The sequence below is a fragment of the Lentzea sp. NPDC058450 genome (assembly GCF_042721395.1).
Taxonomy (GTDB): domain Bacteria; phylum Actinomycetota; class Actinomycetes; order Mycobacteriales; family Pseudonocardiaceae; genus Lentzea.
On record NZ_JBHXLO010000004.1, the window covers coordinates 143,924 to 159,970 of the forward strand.

Here is a 16,047-nt window from a genome sequence, read left to right on the forward strand (position 1 = left end):
TAATGCTCAGCATGCTGAACGATGTGCGGCGGGGTCGCGGGCTCCTGGTGTGGGCGGTGGTGGGCAGCGCGGTGCTCACCGGTCTGGTGTGGCTGCTGGGGCAACGGCTGCACGGCGTCGCGCTGCTGCCCGACCAGGGAGCCTCCTGGTACTACTGGAAGCTGCCCGACCCGACCTTCTGGACCAGGGCGTCCGCCTGGGTGGGCTACGCGGCCCACCAGCTGGTGTCGTGGGGGCTGATCTACTACGCCCAGACGAGGGTCCGGCGGTACACCACCGGTCTGCACCGGATGAACGTCGTCGCGCTGCTCGCGAACGCCGGGTTCATCGGGCTGCACGCCCTGCAGACCCAGGTCTTCTACGACGGCCTCGCGCAGGACGTGTCGATCTTCAGCTCGCAGGGCTCCGTGGTGCTGCTGCTCGTCGTCGTGCTGCTGATGGAGAACAAGCGCCGCGGGCTGATCCTGACCTGGTCGGCGCCGATCTCCGCCCAGGTCGTGGCGTTCGCCCGGCGCTACCACGGCTACCTGTTCAGCTGGGCCGCGATCTACACGTTCTGGTACCACCCGATGGAGTCCTCGAGTGGTCACCTCATCGGGTTCTTCTACATGTTCCTGCTGCTGGTGCAGAGCAGTCTGATGTTCACGACATCCCACACGAACCGCTGGTGGACGATGAGCCTCGAACTGCTCGTCGCCGTCCACGGCACGCTCGTCGCCGTGATGAACTCCGGTCCGAACGGCATGTGGCCGATGTTCTTCTTCGGGTTCGTGGCGATCTTCGTGCTCACCCAGATGCACGGCGTCGGGCTGAGCGTGACGGCCCGGTGGTGGATCGGCGGGGCGTTCGTCGTCGCCGCGCTGGGCGTGTACTCGTGGCGCGGCCTCGACCGGCTGGACGAGGTCGTGCGCATCCCGTTGATCGAGTACCTGCTGGTGGGCGTGCTCGCCGTGCTGATCTGGGCAGGGGTCAGGCTGGCCGCGCTGGTGCGGTCATGACGCGGTGACCGACTCCAGCAGCTTCGCCGCGACCTCGCGGAGCTTGGTGTTCGCCCGCTGCGACTGCTCCACGAGCATGCCGAACGCCTCGTCGGCGGTGCAGGAGTGCACCGCCATCAGCACGCCCTTCGCCTGTTCGATCACGGCCCGCGAGGCCAGGGCGTGTTCGAGGTGGCCCACCTGGGCCTGGGAGCGGCGCCAGCGCTGGGCGCTGGTGATCGTGGCGGACGCGGCGGTGGTGAACAGGCGCATCAGACCCTCGTCGAACGGGTCGAACGCCGTCGCGGTGTAGCTGTAGACGTTGAGCGTGCCGACGTGCTTCTGCTCGGCGTTGTCCGAGGCCGGGATGATGACGGGCACCGACAGGTACGCCCGGACACCGGCCTTCTCGGCGGCGGTCTCGAACTCGGGCCACTGGTCGCGGTGCTCACCGATCACGGCCCGGATCGGCTTGAGCTCGTGCGCGGACTCCAGGCAGGGGCCGCGGCCCGAGTCGTACTGCTGCTGGTCCAGCTCGACCAGGTCCCGGTCGGTGGCCGCGGCGGTGTGCGGCTGGGTGTCGGTGACGACGGAGACGGTCACCGCGTCGGCGTCCGGCAGGGCCCTCGCCGCGGTATCGGCCACCCGCTGCAGCGCGTCGTCGAGCGACTCCTCGCCGGTGAAGGCGTCGTGGAGCTCCGCCAGCGCCTCGGTGGCCTCGTCGAGGCGGTCCACCGGGTCCGGGCGGTCGTTCTGCTGTCTCACCGAACCAGTCTGCACGTAGTCCGCCATACCGCGGCGCCCCTATCCCTCTCGCCGGAGTCCACGGCGCCGGCTGCTTGACGCTCGTGCAGCGCATCGTACGGGGAGAGACGGGGAAACCGCGCCGGCGGCGGGACGCTGCGATGTCTCAACAACCCGTCGCCGGCGCGGCCCGGACCTGCCCGAGGGCGGGTCCTCCGGTGCGAACACGCGCGTGTTCGGCGTTCTGTCAGTACCCCGGCGGCGAGATGTTCATGCGTTCGCCGGGACCGGATTCCTCGGACCGGGTGAGAGGGCTCGCGTTGCGGCCGGGCCGCGGTTGCGAGCGCCGCCGGACGACGGCCCGCGTCCCGGTCGTCCCGGAAACTTGTCCGGTTTGACATGGCCGATACCTCCGTTCGGCCGTAGCCCACCCTCCGAGGCCTGTGCGTGGATGTATGGGAGCGCTCTTACAACGTTGTAAAACGAAGGGGATCTTCACTGATGAAGAAAGCCGGCCCCGTCCTCGTCGCGCTGTTGCTGGCGCTGGGCATAGCGCCCGGAGTGCCGTCCGCGGGTGCTGCTGAGCCCGTGCACGGCCTGAAGGGCGAGTACTTCAGCATGTCGGCACCGGGGGCGCGGGACTTCGCGACCCTCGGTGGGACCGTCCTCGACTCCGACGTCAACCACGGTGACCTGACCGGTGTGTTCGGGTTCCTCAACGGCCGCACCGAGCACACGACCGCCCGCTGGACCGGGCAGATCGCGGTTCCGCAGACCGGTGACTACACCTTCTACGCGACCGGGGACAACGGGTTCCGGTTGCTGGTCGACGGGCAGCCGGTGATCGACCACTGGGTCGGTGACTGGGACCGCGAGCAGACCAGCGCGCCGGTCACGCTCACCGCCGGGCGTCAGTACGACTTCAAGCTGGAGATGTTCCAGGACGTCGGCGGCGCCAACATGTTCCTGCGCTGGTCGAGCCCGACCACGCCGAAGCAGCTCGTGCCGGAGTCCGCGTTCACGCCGCCGTCGGACTTCCAGGTCGTGCCGCGCTCGGCGGAGGTCTCGAAGGACGGCCGCACCCTCACCGCCGACTTCGGCGGCCGGGTCACCGGCGCGAACGACCTCAAGGACCACCTGCGCGTCGAGGTCGACGCCACCCCGTTCCCGATCTCGCTCATCACGACGAGCCGGACCAAGGCGACCATCCGGTTGTCCGAACGGGTGCTGAAGGGCCAGCGCGTCCGGATCTACTACGACGGCGCGGGCGCGCTCGCGGTCGACGGCACGAAGGTCGGCAAGACCGCGCGTACCGTCGGGAACGTGTCCACCGAACGGCTGAAGACGCCGTGGGGTGAGAAGGTCGACCCGCGCAACCCGTTGCCGGAGTACCCGAGGCCGCAGCTCGAACGCGACAAGTGGCTCAACCTCAACGGGCCGTGGGAGTTCGCCGCGGCCAAGGCCGGCGAGCAGCCGCAGTTCGGCAAGAAGCTGCGCGAGAAGGTCGTCGTCCCGTACCCGATCGAGTCGCAGCTCTCCGGGCTCGAACGGCACGAGGACCACATGTTCTACCGCCGCACGGTCACCGTGCCGCACGACTGGAAGATCGGCTCCGGGCAACGGCTGAAGCTCAACTTCGGTGCCGTCGACTACGAGGCCAAGGTCTGGGTGAACGGGAAGCTCGTCGCCGAGCACACCGGCGGTTACACGGCGTTCAGCGCGGACATCACGGACGCGGTCAAGCGCGGTGAGCAGGAGATCGTCGTCGGCGTCACCGACACCACCGGCCCGAACCAGCCCAAGGGCAAGCAGTCGCAGAACCCCAGCGGCATCTTCTACACGCCGTCGTCGGGCATCTGGCAGACGGTGTGGATGGAACCGGTGGCGGACAAGGGGATCGACGAGATCAAGACGACCCCGGACCTCGCCGCGAGCACGCTCAAGGTCAACGTGAAGTCCGCGGGCACCGCCACGGTCACCGCGACGGCCCGCGACGCCAAGGGCAAACAGGTCGGCACGGTCACCGGCCCGGCGAACTCGGACCTCACGCTGCCGGTGCCGAACGCGCACCTGTGGACGCCGGACGACCCGTACCTCTACAAGCTCGACATCACGCTCGGCAAGGACAAGGTCAAGAGCTACTTCGGCATGCGCTCCACCGGCATCGCGAACGTCGGCGGCACGCCCAAGCTCACGCTCAACGGCCAGCCGATCTTCAACCTGATGCAGCTCGACCAGGGCTTCTACCCGGACGGCCTGAACACCGCGCCGAGCGACGAGGCCCTGATCTTCGACCTGCAGGCCCAGAAGGACCTCGGCTTCAACTCGGTCCGCAAGCACATCAAGGCCGAACCCGCCCGCTGGTACTACCACGCGGACCGGCTCGGGCTGCTCGTGTGGCAGGACTTCGTCGCCCTCGAGGACGGCAACAACCCGCTCTCGCAGGAGCGGTTCGTCAAGGAGGGCAAGGAGCTGATGCACCAGCTCCAGAACTACCCGTCCATCTACGCCTGGATCGTGTTCAACGAGGGCTGGGGCGAGTGGGACAAGAACGTCACCGGGCAGATCACGGACGAGGTCAAGGCGCTCGACCCGAGCCGGATCGTCAGCGCCCACAGCGGCGTGAACTGCTGCGCCTCGAAGGGTGACAGCGGCAAGGGCGACGTCATCGACCACCACGACTACAACAACACCGACCCGGCCAAGCCGGACGGCAAGCGCGTCGTGATGGACGGCGAGCACGGCGGGTTCACGCTGCGCACGCCGGGCCACCAGTGGCCGGTGCCGCCGATCGCGATCTACAGCGGCGTGGCGGACAAGGCGGCGCTGACGGCGAAGTACGTCGACAACACCCGCACGTTCTACCTCGGCCAGGCCCGGCAGGAGATGTCGGCGTCGGTCTACACCCAGGTCACCGACCTGGAAGGCGAGCTCAACGGCCTGTGGACCTACGACCGCAAGCGCCTCAAGGTCGATCCGGGGCCGGTCCGCGAGATCAACCGGCGCGTCATCGAGGCCGGGGCGAACGCGGGCAAGCCGTACCCGTACGCGGGCAGCGGTGAGTGGAAGCTGAACGAGACCAAGGGCACGACCGCCAAGGACTCGTCCGGCAAGAACCCGCTCAGCCTCACCCCGACCGGCGCGACCTGGAAGGACGGCGCGCTGGAGCTCCGCAACGGCTCGGCGGACACCTACGGCCCGGTCGTCGACACGACCAAGGACTACACGGTGTCGGCGACGGTGCGGCTCGACGAGCTGCCCGGCAACTACGCGAGCGCGGTGAGCCAGGACGGCCGGCAGGCGGAGAACCCGTTCTACCTCCAGTACGGCCAGGGCGCGTTCGCGTTCAGCACGCCCGGCGGCAACCGCGCCCGGTACGAGATCGTGCCGGAGCTCGGGCGCTGGTACCAGCTGAAGGGTGAGCGCGTCGGCAACGAGATCAAGCTCTACGTCGACGGCGCGCTGGTCGCCACGGCGGCCGCCGGACCGGCGACGCTGAGCACCGGCGCGTTCACGGTCGGACGCGCCAAGTACAACGGCCAGAACGTCGACTTCTGGAGGGGAGCGATCAAGGACGTGCGCGTCACCTCCTGATCTCGGGAGAACGCTCTCCGGCGTGGTACAACCGTGGCATGAGCAAGGTTGCGCCCACGCTGGAGGACGTCGCGCGCGTCGCGGGAGTGTCGCGCGCGACGGTCTCGCGTGTCGTGAACGGCACGCGGAACGTCGACCCCGACATCCAGGAGACGGTGCGCCACGCGATCGAGCAGACCGGGTACACGCCGAACCGCGTGGCCCGGTCTCTCGTCACCCGCCGCACCGGCACGGTCGCGCTGGTGATCTCCGGCGCCGGCGGGGGATCGGACGTGTTCACCGACCCGTTCTTCGGCCGCGTCACGGCCGGGGTGGTCGACTACCTGCGCGGCCACAGCGTGCACCCGGTGCTGATGCTCGCCGACACCGACAAGGCCCGCACCGAGGTCGTCGAGTTCCTCCGGCAGGGCAGCGCCGACGGGGCGTTGCTGGTCACCACGCACGCCGCCGAACCGTTGCCCGGCCGCCTGGTCGAGGCGGGCGTGCCCGCGGTGCTCTACGCCCGGCCCGGCAGCCCGATGCCGATCAGCTACGTCGACATGGACCACCGCGCGGGCGGGCGCCTTGCCGCCGACCACCTGGTGACGTCCGGCCGGTACAACATCGCCACGATCTCCGGCCCGATGGACGTGCTGGCGAGCCAGGACCGGCACGCCGGGTTCCGCGACGCCATGGCACGGCACGGTTTCCCGTTCGTCCCGACGGTCGAGGGCGGGTTCACCGCCGAGAGCGGGGCGGCCGCGATGCACCAGCTGCTCAAGGAGAGCCCGGACCTCGACGCGGTGTTCGCCGCGAACGACCTGATGGCGCAGGCGGCCGTGGACGTGCTGCTGGAGCACGGGCTGCGGGTGCCGGAGGACGTGGCCGTGGTCGGGTTCGACGACAGCGCGCCCGCGCTGAACTGCCGGCCGCAGCTCACCACGATCCGGCAACCGGTCGAGCGGATGGCGGCGCAGATGGCCGAACTCCTGCTCGGAGATCTGGAAAAACCGGGACAAAGGCCGAAATCCGTCATCTTCGAACCGGAACTCGTCGTGAGGGCCTCTGCCTGATTGACCTGCCTGACACCCGGCGTTAACGTCCCTTGGGAGAGCGCTCTCACGCCCCTGTCCAAGGCTTTCCGCCCTTCCCCGTCAGGCAGGATCATGGGATCGACCCTGTCCAGGGCCGCCGCGTTCGCCGCTGCCGCCCTGTGTTTGGTGACCACAGTCAGCGTGACATCGCAGGCGGGTGCCGCCGCCTGCGGCACCTCCAACGTCGCTCTCAACAAGACCGCCACCGCGTCCTCGACCGAGAACGGCGGCACGCTCGCGCCGGCCGCCGTCGACGGCAACGCGGGCACCCGCTGGTCGTCGCAGTTCAGCGATCCGCAGTGGCTGCAGGTGGATCTCGGCTCCACCCAGCAGGTCTGCCGCGTCTCCCTGGCCTGGGAAGGCGCGTACGGCAAGGCCTTCCAGGTCCAGGTGTCCGACACCGCCGCCGCGAACTCGTGGCGGGACGTCTACTCGACGACCACGAGCACCGGTGGCACGCAGTCGCTCGACGTCAACGGCTCCGGCCGGTACGTCCGGGTGCTCGGCACCCAGCGCGGCACCGGCTGGGGCTACTCGTTGTGGGAGCTGGGCGTTTTCGCCACCGTCCCGGACACTCCGGGGGTGACGCCGACCGACCCGCGCAACCCCGACTTCGGTCCGAACGTGTACGTCTACGGGCCCGGTTCGTCGCAGTCGGAGATGCAGTCGCGGCTCGACACCATCGCCGCGCAGATGAAGACCAACCAGTTCGGGCCGCAGCGGCACGCGGTGCTGTTCAAGCCGGGCAGCTACAACGCCGACGTGAACCTGCGGTTCTACACGCAGATCGTCGGTCTCGGCCTGATGCCGGACGACGTGAACATCAACGGCCACATCCGCGTGGAAGCGGACTGGCTGCAGCAGGGCGAGGACCCGAACAACCTGGGCAACGCCACGCAGAACTTCTGGCGCGGCACCGAGAACCTCTCGGTCACGCTGCCGCCGAACCAGATCGAGCGCTGGGCCGTCTCGCAGGCCACCGCGTACCGGCGGATGCACCTGCGCGGCCAGGCGCACCTGTGGAACGGCTACGACGGCTGGGCCAGCGGCGGTCTGATCGTGGACAGCAAGATCGACGGCGTGACCGTGTCCGGGTCGCAGCAGCAGTTCCTGACCCGCAACAGCAACCTCGCCGGCGGCTGGTCGGGCTCGGTCTGGAACATGGTGTTCGCGGGCACGCAGGGCGCGCCGCCGAACAACTTCCCGAACCCGTCGCACACCACCGTCGACACGTCGCCGGTCACGCGGGAGAAGCCGTACCTGTACTTCACCAGCGGCGGTGAGTACCGCGTCTTCCTGCCCGCGCTGCGGCAGAACTCGCGCGGCACGAGCTGGGAGAACGGCAACCCCGGCACGTCGGTCTCGCTCGCGGACTTCTTCATCGTCAAGCCCGGCACCCCGGCCGCCACGATCAACCTCGCGTTGCAGCAGGGCAAGCACCTCCTGCTCACGCCGGGCATCCACCAGCTCGACGACACGATCCGCATCACCCGGCCGAACACCGTGGTGCTCGGCCTCGGCCTCGCGACGCTGACGCCGACCACCGGCAGGGCCGCGCTGACGACGTCCGATGTGGACGGTGTGAGGCTCGCCGGGTTCCTGGTCGACGCGGGGGTGCAGAACTCCCCGGTGCTGCTGGAGATCGGTGACTCCAGCGCCACCTCGCACGCCGCCAACCCGACCTCGCTGCACGACGTGTACCTGCGCGTCGGCGGGTCGCAGGCCGGCAAGGCCACCGTCAGCATGCGGGTGAACAGCCGCAACACGATCATCGACCACACCTGGGTGTGGCGCGCCGACCACGGCGAGGGCGTGAGCTGGACGGCGAACCCCGGCCAGAACGGCGTGATCGTCAACGGTGACGACGTGATCGCGTACGGCCTGTTCGTCGAGCACTACCAGCAGCACAACCTGATCTGGAACGGCAACGGCGGCCGCGTCTACCTGTACCAGAACGAGCTGCCGTACGACCCGCCGAACCAGGCCGCCTGGATGAACGGCTCGAAGCGCGGCTGGGCCGGGTACAAGGTCTCGGACAACGTGACCACGCACCAGGCGTTCGGGGTCGGCGTGTACTGCTTCAACCAGGCGAACCCGAGCGTGGTCACCGACAACGCCTTCGAGGCGCCGAACCGGTCGGGAGTCCGGTTCACGCACCTCGTGGCGGTGTCGCTCGGCGGCGTGGGCACGATCGCCAACGTCATCAACGGCACGGGCGGTCAGGCGGATCTGGCGAACCAGGTCCGGTACGTCGTGAACTACCCCTGACCGAGCCTGCCGAGCTGATCCCTGCGTGACGACTCGACGGACGCCGCGAACTCCTTGGTCGCGGCGTCCGTCCCGTTCTCCAGCTCGCTGCGGGCGAGCTTCGCCGTCTGATCCAGGTGTTCGTGCAGCTTCTTCGGCAGTGCCGACGGGTCGGTGCGGATGGCCAGCAGGTCGGCTTCCGAGACCAGGCCCGGCATCTGGTGGCCGGCGTGCACGTTGGTGTCGGGCAACCCGGCCCGGTCCCGCAACTGTCGCAAGTGGACCAGTTCGGCCGTGTGCGACGCCTTCAGGTCAGCGGCGAACTGGGCCAGCGACGCGGGTGCGACGTCCAGCGCGGGCAGCAGCTGTTCGTTCATCGGGATCATCAGCTGGACCCACGCCGTGTCGGTGGCGTTGAACGGCGAGGGTTCGGCCGGCGGGGGAGCGGGCGCGGCGGCACACCCCGCGAGCAGCAACAACGCGGAAACACCCCAGGGCACGCGCCGCCCTGGGGTGCATGAGGCGAGGAACCTCACCGCGGCAACCGGTAGTCCGGTCCGAGGGCCGCTCCTCGATTCGGCTTGTACAGGTCGAACCCGCGTGGATCGCACTGCAGCCCGCCGTTGATGCAGTGCCGGACCAGCGCGGCCTGGGTCGGCGCGTCCCAGGCGTTCATGAAGTCGTAGTGCCAGGTGTAGCCACGCCCGCTGGCGAGTCTCACCCGCGACATGTCACCCGAGACCGGGAACGCCATCTTGAACTCGATCATCGGCACCGCGACCGGGTGCGACGGCGGGCAGACGAGCGTCGCGCGGTCCGGGTACGCCATGTGCGACTTGTGGTCCGCCGAGTCGAGGTCACGGCCGTTCCAGCAGCTCGGCGCCTGGTAGCGGACGTTGAGCTGGGTGCCGGGCGGGCAGTACGCGGGGAAGTCCCAGTTGTGGAAGCTGTCACCGCACTCCCAGCCCTCGACCGCGCCGGGCGCCGTGCGGAACTGCTCCTGCGTCGCCGTGGGACTGCCGACCACGAACCGCATCCCCGGCGGGAACGGCACGACGTCCTGGTACCGCAGGATGCCGGACTTGTAGTAGATGACCTGCGGGAAGTTCGGCGGCACGATCTGGTCGCCGTTGTAGACCGAGGGGAACCAGTACGCGGACTTGTCGTCCGGGGTCTTGCAGTTGGTCTGAGCTCCCTTCAACGAGTCGTTGGTGCTGCGGGCGTTGGTGGAGGGGTTGCCGAGGAACGTGTGCATGTGCGAGGCGCCCGGCAGTCCCGGGAAGACGATCGGGTCGTCCGGGAGATGGGTCGTGACCGAGCAGTTCGCCTGGAACTCGTGGTGCGTGACCAGGTCGTCGGCCTTCGCCGACTGGGTCACGACCACCGCTGCCACCAGGGCAGCCGTCATCGTCAACGCGCTGAGTTTTCGGGACACCAATGTCCTCCTGCCGACGTGGGGAACCGGCTTGGAGAGCGCTCTCCCAAACAGCGTCCCGCCAGGTCGTGCGAGGTGTCAAGACCTGGCGTGCGAACTCCGCGACCTCGTCCGTTTCGTCCTCGTCCCGGTTCTTTTGACACGGCCGACGTCTGGTCGTAACGTTCGGCGGCAGGGTTGTGAGAGCGCTCTCCCCACATCCCTGCCCTGTGACAGGAGGCGCGATGGCTCGCGTCCGCTCCATCTGCACGGTGATCGCCGTGCTCCTCGGCCTCGCGGTGGTGGTCCCGGCCCAGGCCGCCCCCACCCTGCTCTCCCAGGGCAAACCCGCCCTGGCCTCGTCGACCGAGAACGGCGGCACACCCGCGTCGGCGGCGGTCGACGGCAACGGCGGCACCCGCTGGTCCAGCGAGTGGACCGACGGGCAGTGGCTGCGCGTCGACCTCGGCGCCGCCTCGACGGTGACCCGCGTCGAGCTCGACTGGGAGGGCGCCTACGCGTCGGCGTTCGAGCTCCAGGTCTCCGCGACCGGCGACTCCTGGCAGACGATCCGCTCGGTCACCGGCTCGACCGGCGGCAGGCAGGGCTACGACGTGTCCGGCACCGGCCGGTACGTCCGCATGCTCACCACCCAGCGCGCGAACGGTTACGGCGTCTCGTTGTGGGAGTTCCGCGTGTTCGGCGAGCAGGGCGTCGTCGAACCGGGAACCGGCGTGCGCGTCACCGGGTCGCAGGGCAACTGGCAGCTCACCGTCAACGGCCGCCCGTGGGTGGTGAAGGGCCTGACCTGGGGTCCGCCGGCCGCGGATGCCGCCCGGTACATGCCTGAGCTGAAGTCCATGGGTGTCAACACGTTGCGCACGTGGGGCACCGACGCGTCGACTCGGCCGTTGCTCGATGCCGCCGCGGCCAACGGCTTGCGCGTGATCAACGGGTTCTGGTTGCAGCCCGGTGGCGGCCCTGGTTCCGGTGGGTGCGTGAACTACGTGACGGACGCGGCCTACAAGGCGGACATGCTCGGGCAGATCCGGCAGTGGGTCACGACGTACAAGGACCACCCCGGTGTGCTGATGTGGAACGTGGGCAACGAGTCCATCCTGGGCCTGCAGAACTGCTACTCGGGCACCGAACTGGAGAACCAGCGGATCGCCTACGCCCGGTACATCAACGAGGCCGCGCGGGCGATCCACGCCATCGACACCTCGCACCCGGTGACGAACACGGACGCGTGGACCGGCGCGTGGGTCTACCTGAAGGCCTACACGCCTGATCTCGACCTGTACTCGGTGAACTCGTACGGCAACGTGTGCAAGGTCCGCCAGGACTGGATCTCCGGTGGGTACACGAAGCCGTACATCCTGACCGAGGCCGGACCGGCGGGGGAATGGGAGGTTCCCAACGACGCCAACGGTGTTCCGGCGGAGCCGACCGACGTGCAGAAGCGCGACGGGTACACCCAGGCGTGGAACTGCATCATCGGGCACACCGGGGTTTCCTTTGGTGGCACGTTGTTCCACTACGGCACGGAGTACGACTTCGGCGCAGTGTGGTTCAACCTGACTCCGGCGGGCAAGAAGCGGTTGTCGTTCTACTCGGTGCAACGGGCCTTCGGTGGTGCGACGCCGGCCAACACGCCTCCGGTGATCTCCGCGATGAACCTGCCGCAGACGATCGCGGCCGGAGCTCCGCTGAACATCGACGTGGCCGCCTCCGACCCCAACGGTGACGCGATCACCTGGTCAGCCGCCTTCAACAGCAAGTACATCGACAACAGCGGCGGCCTCGCGAACGCCCCTGTGCAGGTCAACGGCAACCGCCTCACCGTCACCGCACCCGACCGTCTCGGCGTGTGGAAGGTCTACGTCATGGCCGAAGACGGCCGCGGCAACATCGGCATCGAGACCAAGTCGATCCGGGTCGTGGCACCGCAACCGGCAGGGACGAACGTCGCGCAGGGCAAGGCTGTCACGGCCTCGTCGTACCAGCAGGTCGGGGACGGCGCGCCGTTCCCGCCGTCGAACGCGGTGGACGGCAACCAGGCCTCGCGCTGGGCCACCGACTGGGCCGATCCGCAGTGGCTCAGGGTCGACCTCGGCGCGGTGACGACGTTCCAGCACGTGCAACTGGTGTGGGAAGGCGCTTTCGGCCGCGCCTACGAGATCCAGGTGTCCGACGACGGCAACAACTGGCGCGCGGTCTACGGCACGACCACCGGCAACGGCGGCGTCGACTCGATCGACGTGACCGCGACCGGCCGGTACATCCGGCTGCACGCCACCCAGCGCGGCACCGGCTGGGGCTACTCGCTGTACGAGCTCGGCATCTACCGCCGCTGACGAACCCTCATCTCAGGAGCTGCACATGCGTGGACTCATCAGGTTCATCACCGCGGGCGCGGCGTCGGCCGCCCTGCTGTTCGGCGCCGCGCCCGCGGTGCTGGCGGACGGACCGGTGCAGGTGGACGTGGGAGGCGCGGGCGACGCGACCTTCCTGCCGGACAACGGGACCGGCGGCCTCACCGACACCAAACCGGCCGACAAGCGGGCGCACACGTTCTTCAGCCGCACGGTGGCCAACCCGATCCCGAACGAGATCTGGTACACCGCAAGGCATCTGGAGTCGACCTACGAACTGACCGGCCTCACCGCCGGCGGAACGTACGAGCTCCGGCTCTACTTCCTCGACTGGTACTTCACCCGGCCCGGCCAGCGGGTCTTCGACGTCGACGTGAACGGCACCCGCGTGCTGAGCGACTTCGACATCATCGGCACGGCGGTCGCGGCCGGCGCCGACGCCCCGCTCACGGCGTTCGGCGTGGAGAAGGACCTCGCCGTCACAGCGGACGAGAACGGGAAGGTGCGGATCGACTTCGTGCGCGGCAAGGTCAACCAGCCGCAGGTCAACGCGATCGCTCTCGTGCCGGCGTCCTGAGCGCGGGGGACGGAGCAGACAAACAGGGCATCAAACAATCCAACACAACCGAACACGACTTTCGGTCGAGTTTTCGTTGTTTAGGGTTGTTCTTTGGTGGATTTTGACGCAATCTTTTCGGTGCGTTAGCCCGTGTGTCACACCTCCAGTCCCTGCCTGAAGGAGTTCGATGCGCCCCGCCCTCTCGTGGGCGGCTGCCGTGTTGGTCTTCGCCGGTGGCATCGTCGCCACCGGCTCCAGCACCGCGTCCGCCGCCGTCGTGCCCAAGACCCCGCCGCTGTCCACGCCGTGGACCAGCCAGGTGTCGACCACCAACCCGCTGCCGGAGTACCCGCGCCCGCAGATGACGAGACCGGAGTGGCAGTCCCTCAACGGGGAGTGGGAGTTCCTCAACCCCGCCACCGACGGCGCGGGCAACGTCAACCGGTACGCCGCGCCGCCACTCGGCCAGACGTTGCCGGAACGCGTGCTCGTGCCGTACCCGATCGAGTCCGCGTTGTCCGGCATCATGCGCAACGACAACCGCGACCTGATGTTCTACCGCCGCACGTTCACCGTGCCGTCCAACTGGAACGGCAGGCGGGTGCAGCTGCACTTCGGCGCGGTCGACTACGAGGCGACGGTCTGGGTCAACGGCACCCAGGTCACCACGCACAAGGGCGGCTACGACCGGTTCGAGGTCGACGTCACGCCGCAGCTCAACGGCGGCACCAACGAGATCGTCGTGCGGGTGTACGACCCGACCGACGGCCGCGGCGAGAAGCAGCCGGTGGGCAAGCAGGTCAACGACACGAGCCGGATCTTCTACACGCCGTCGTCGGGCATCTGGCAGACCGTGTGGCTCGAACCCACGGCGCCCACGTCGGTGTTCTCCGTCGACGTGTACCCGAACCTGTCGAACAACACGGCGAGGGTCCGGGTCTTCACCCGCGGCAACGCGGCCGGACACACCGTGCTGGCCGAGGCGATGGCCGGAACGACGGTGGTGGGCACCGCGACCGGTGGCTTCACGGAGTTCTCGGTGCCCGTGCCGAACGCCCGCCGGTGGTCGCCCGACGACCCGTACCTCTACAACCTGCGGGTCTCGCTGCGGAACTCCTCCGGCGCGACCGTCGACCAGGTCGTGAACTACTTCGGCATGCGCGAGGTCGGCACGAAACTCGTGAACGGCGTGCTCCGGCCGACGCTCAACGGCGAGTTCGTGTTCCAGATCGGCACGCTGGACCAGGGTTTCTGGCCCGACGGCCTGTACACGGCGCCGACGGACGCGGCGCTGGCGTCCGATCTGCAGAAGCACAAGGACCTGGGCTTCAACATGGTCCGCAAGCACATCAAGGTCGAACCGGCCCGCTGGTACTACCACGCCGACCGCCTCGGACTGCTGGTGTGGCAGGACGTTCCGTCCACGCCCGCGTTCGACCAGAGCCGCACGGCCGCGCAGATCGCGCAGTTCGAGACCGAGGCGCGCGAGATCGTCGACGAGCACCGGTTCTCGCCGGCCGTCGTCGCGTACGTGCCATTCAACGAGGGGTGGGGCGAGTGGAACCTCGCCGACACCCGGCGGGTGAGCACCGACCTGGAGAACTACGACCCGACCCGGCTGATGAACGCGCACAGCGGCTACAACTGCTGTGTCTCCAAGGGAGATCCCGGCAACGGGGACATCATCGACTGGCACGTCTACACCGGACCGGACGCGCCCCGGCCGTCGTCGACCCGCGTGTCGGTGCTGGGCGAGTTCGGCGGCATCGGGCTGCGCACGCCCGGCCACGAGTACAGCCCGAAGAACGACTTCTTCGCCTACGAGCAGGTGTTCAGCGCGGGCCAGCTCAACGACCGCTACACCGGCATGGTCCGCGACGTGAAGCAGCTGATGACCACCAAGGGGCTCTCCGCGTACGTGTACACGGAGATCACCGACGTCGAGGGCGAGTACAACGGCCTCTACACCTACGACCGGCGGGTGCAGAAGGTCGACACCAACCAGTTGCGGGCGGCGCACGCCGATCTGATCGCGTCCTCGCGCAACCTCAACTCGTCGGTGGCGTTCACGCTCGGGCACGTCCGGTCGTTGCGGGTGACCACACCGGGCTTCACCGACCGCTACCTGCGGCATTCGAACTCGGTGGCACGTACGGACGTCATCAACGGTGGTAGCGCGGACAGCGCTCGTCAGGACGCGTCGTTCCGCACGGTGGCTGGTCTCGCCGATCCCCGCTGCTACTCCTTCGAGTCGGTCAACTTCCCGGGCCGTTTCCTCAGGCACGCCAACAACGTCGCGCGCGTCGAGGCGTCGACCGGAGGTTCGTTCAACGCCGACGCGACCTGGTGTGCGCGGACCGCTTCGGGTGGCACGTCCTTCGAGTCGCTGAACATCCCGGGTTCGTTCCTGCGCCACTACGCGGACAACGTCTACCTGGCGCGCAGTGGCGGTCCGAACCCGTGGGACAGCGCGACCGGGTTCGCCGCGGACTCCACCTGGGCGACCGCGGATCCGGCCCTGTGGCGCAGTTCCGTGCGGCTGGCGACGGACGTGCGGCAGTCGTTGAGGGTGGCGACGTGGGGTCACACCGACCGCTACCTCCGGCACGCCGACAGCCTGGCGTACACGGAGATCGTGAACAGCGGCAGCAGCGCGACCCTGAAGGCCGACGCCACCTACACCGTCCGGCGCGGGCTCGCCGACTCGTCCTGCTACTCGTTCGAGTCGGTGAACTTCCCCGGCCAGTTCCTGCGGCACTCCGCCAGCCGGGTGCGGAACTCGCCGAACGACGGCTCGGCGTTGTTCCGCGACGACGCCACGTTCTGCGCCCGGCCGGGCCTGAGCGGCACGGGCGTGACGCTGGAGTCGATCAACAAACCGGGCTCGTACCTGCGGCACTTCGAGTCCCAGGTGTTCGTCGCATCCGGTAACGCCGAGGCGGGCTTCGACCGGCCGCAGACGCTGACAGCGGACAGCACCTGGACGACAGCCGCCCCCTGGGCGCCGTAGATCCACCTGAGGCCGGGGCGGCGACGCCCCGGCCTTTCCTACTTCGGGGAGTTC

At 68.8% G+C, this 16,047-nt stretch carries 10 protein-coding genes; 7 read left to right on the plus strand and 3 right to left on the minus strand.

Going from position 1 to position 16,047, the window contains the following annotated elements; translation table 11 throughout:
• Positions 1-11 precede the first annotated feature (11 nt).
• A complete protein-coding gene (locus ACFWNN_RS08815) occupies positions 12-998 on the plus strand; it encodes a hypothetical protein (RefSeq protein WP_382439297.1) in 987 nt (328 codons plus the stop codon).
• Here the strand turns inward: ACFWNN_RS08815 and ACFWNN_RS08820 are convergent.
• Positions 993-1,742 carry an ANTAR domain-containing response regulator gene (locus tag ACFWNN_RS08820; protein WP_382439298.1) on the minus strand — a complete coding sequence of 250 codons (750 nt, stop codon included), beginning with the start codon at positions 1,740-1,742 and terminating at the stop codon, positions 993-995. The genes ACFWNN_RS08815 and ACFWNN_RS08820 overlap by 6 nt on opposite strands.
• Positions 1,743-2,222: 480 nt before the next feature.
• Here ACFWNN_RS08820 and ACFWNN_RS08825 point away from each other — a divergent pair, with 480 nt between their 5' ends.
• The 3 genes from ACFWNN_RS08825 to ACFWNN_RS08835 all read left to right on the plus strand — a co-directional run bounded on the left by ACFWNN_RS08825 (position 2,223) and on the right by ACFWNN_RS08835 (position 8,656).
• Positions 2,223-5,315, plus strand: a complete 3,093-nt coding sequence (locus tag ACFWNN_RS08825) for a PA14 domain-containing protein (protein WP_382439299.1) — start codon at positions 2,223-2,225, stop codon at positions 5,313-5,315.
• Between the two features lie 38 nt (positions 5,316-5,353).
• A complete protein-coding gene (locus ACFWNN_RS08830) occupies positions 5,354-6,367 on the plus strand; it encodes a LacI family DNA-binding transcriptional regulator (RefSeq protein ID WP_382439300.1) in 1,014 nt (337 codons plus the stop codon).
• A gap of 147 nt (positions 6,368-6,514) precedes the next feature.
• Positions 6,515-8,656 (plus strand): discoidin domain-containing protein, encoded by a 2,142-nt coding sequence (locus ACFWNN_RS08835; RefSeq protein ID WP_382439301.1) that lies wholly within the window; start codon positions 6,515-6,517, stop codon positions 8,654-8,656.
• Here the strand turns inward: ACFWNN_RS08835 and ACFWNN_RS08840 are convergent.
• The gene (locus ACFWNN_RS08840) at positions 8,647-9,135 is read right to left on the minus strand and encodes a DUF305 domain-containing protein (protein WP_382439302.1); all 489 of its coding nucleotides are present in this window, start codon (positions 9,133-9,135) and stop codon (positions 8,647-8,649) included. The genes ACFWNN_RS08835 and ACFWNN_RS08840 overlap by 10 nt on opposite strands.
• A 32-nt stretch (positions 9,136-9,167) precedes the next feature.
• Complete coding sequence (locus tag ACFWNN_RS08845) at positions 9,168-10,070, minus strand: DUF1996 domain-containing protein (protein ID WP_382439303.1); 903 nt, start codon at positions 10,068-10,070, stop codon at positions 9,168-9,170.
• Positions 10,071-10,294: 224 nt separating this feature from the next.
• Here ACFWNN_RS08845 and ACFWNN_RS08850 point away from each other — a divergent pair, with 224 nt between their 5' ends.
• The 3 genes from ACFWNN_RS08850 (at position 10,295) to ACFWNN_RS08860 (ending at position 15,993) form a co-directional block, all read left to right on the plus strand.
• Positions 10,295-12,406, plus strand: a complete 2,112-nt coding sequence (locus ACFWNN_RS08850) for a discoidin domain-containing protein (RefSeq protein ID WP_382439304.1) — start codon at positions 10,295-10,297, stop codon at positions 12,404-12,406.
• 25 nt (positions 12,407-12,431) lie between these two features.
• Entirely contained in the window at positions 12,432-13,001 is a 570-nt protein-coding gene (locus ACFWNN_RS08855) for a malectin domain-containing carbohydrate-binding protein (RefSeq protein WP_382439305.1), read from the plus strand.
• 169 nt (positions 13,002-13,170) lie between these two features.
• A complete protein-coding gene (locus ACFWNN_RS08860) occupies positions 13,171-15,993 on the plus strand; it encodes an AbfB domain-containing protein (protein WP_382439306.1) in 2,823 nt (940 codons plus the stop codon).
• The last annotated feature ends 54 nt before the right edge of the window (positions 15,994-16,047 follow it).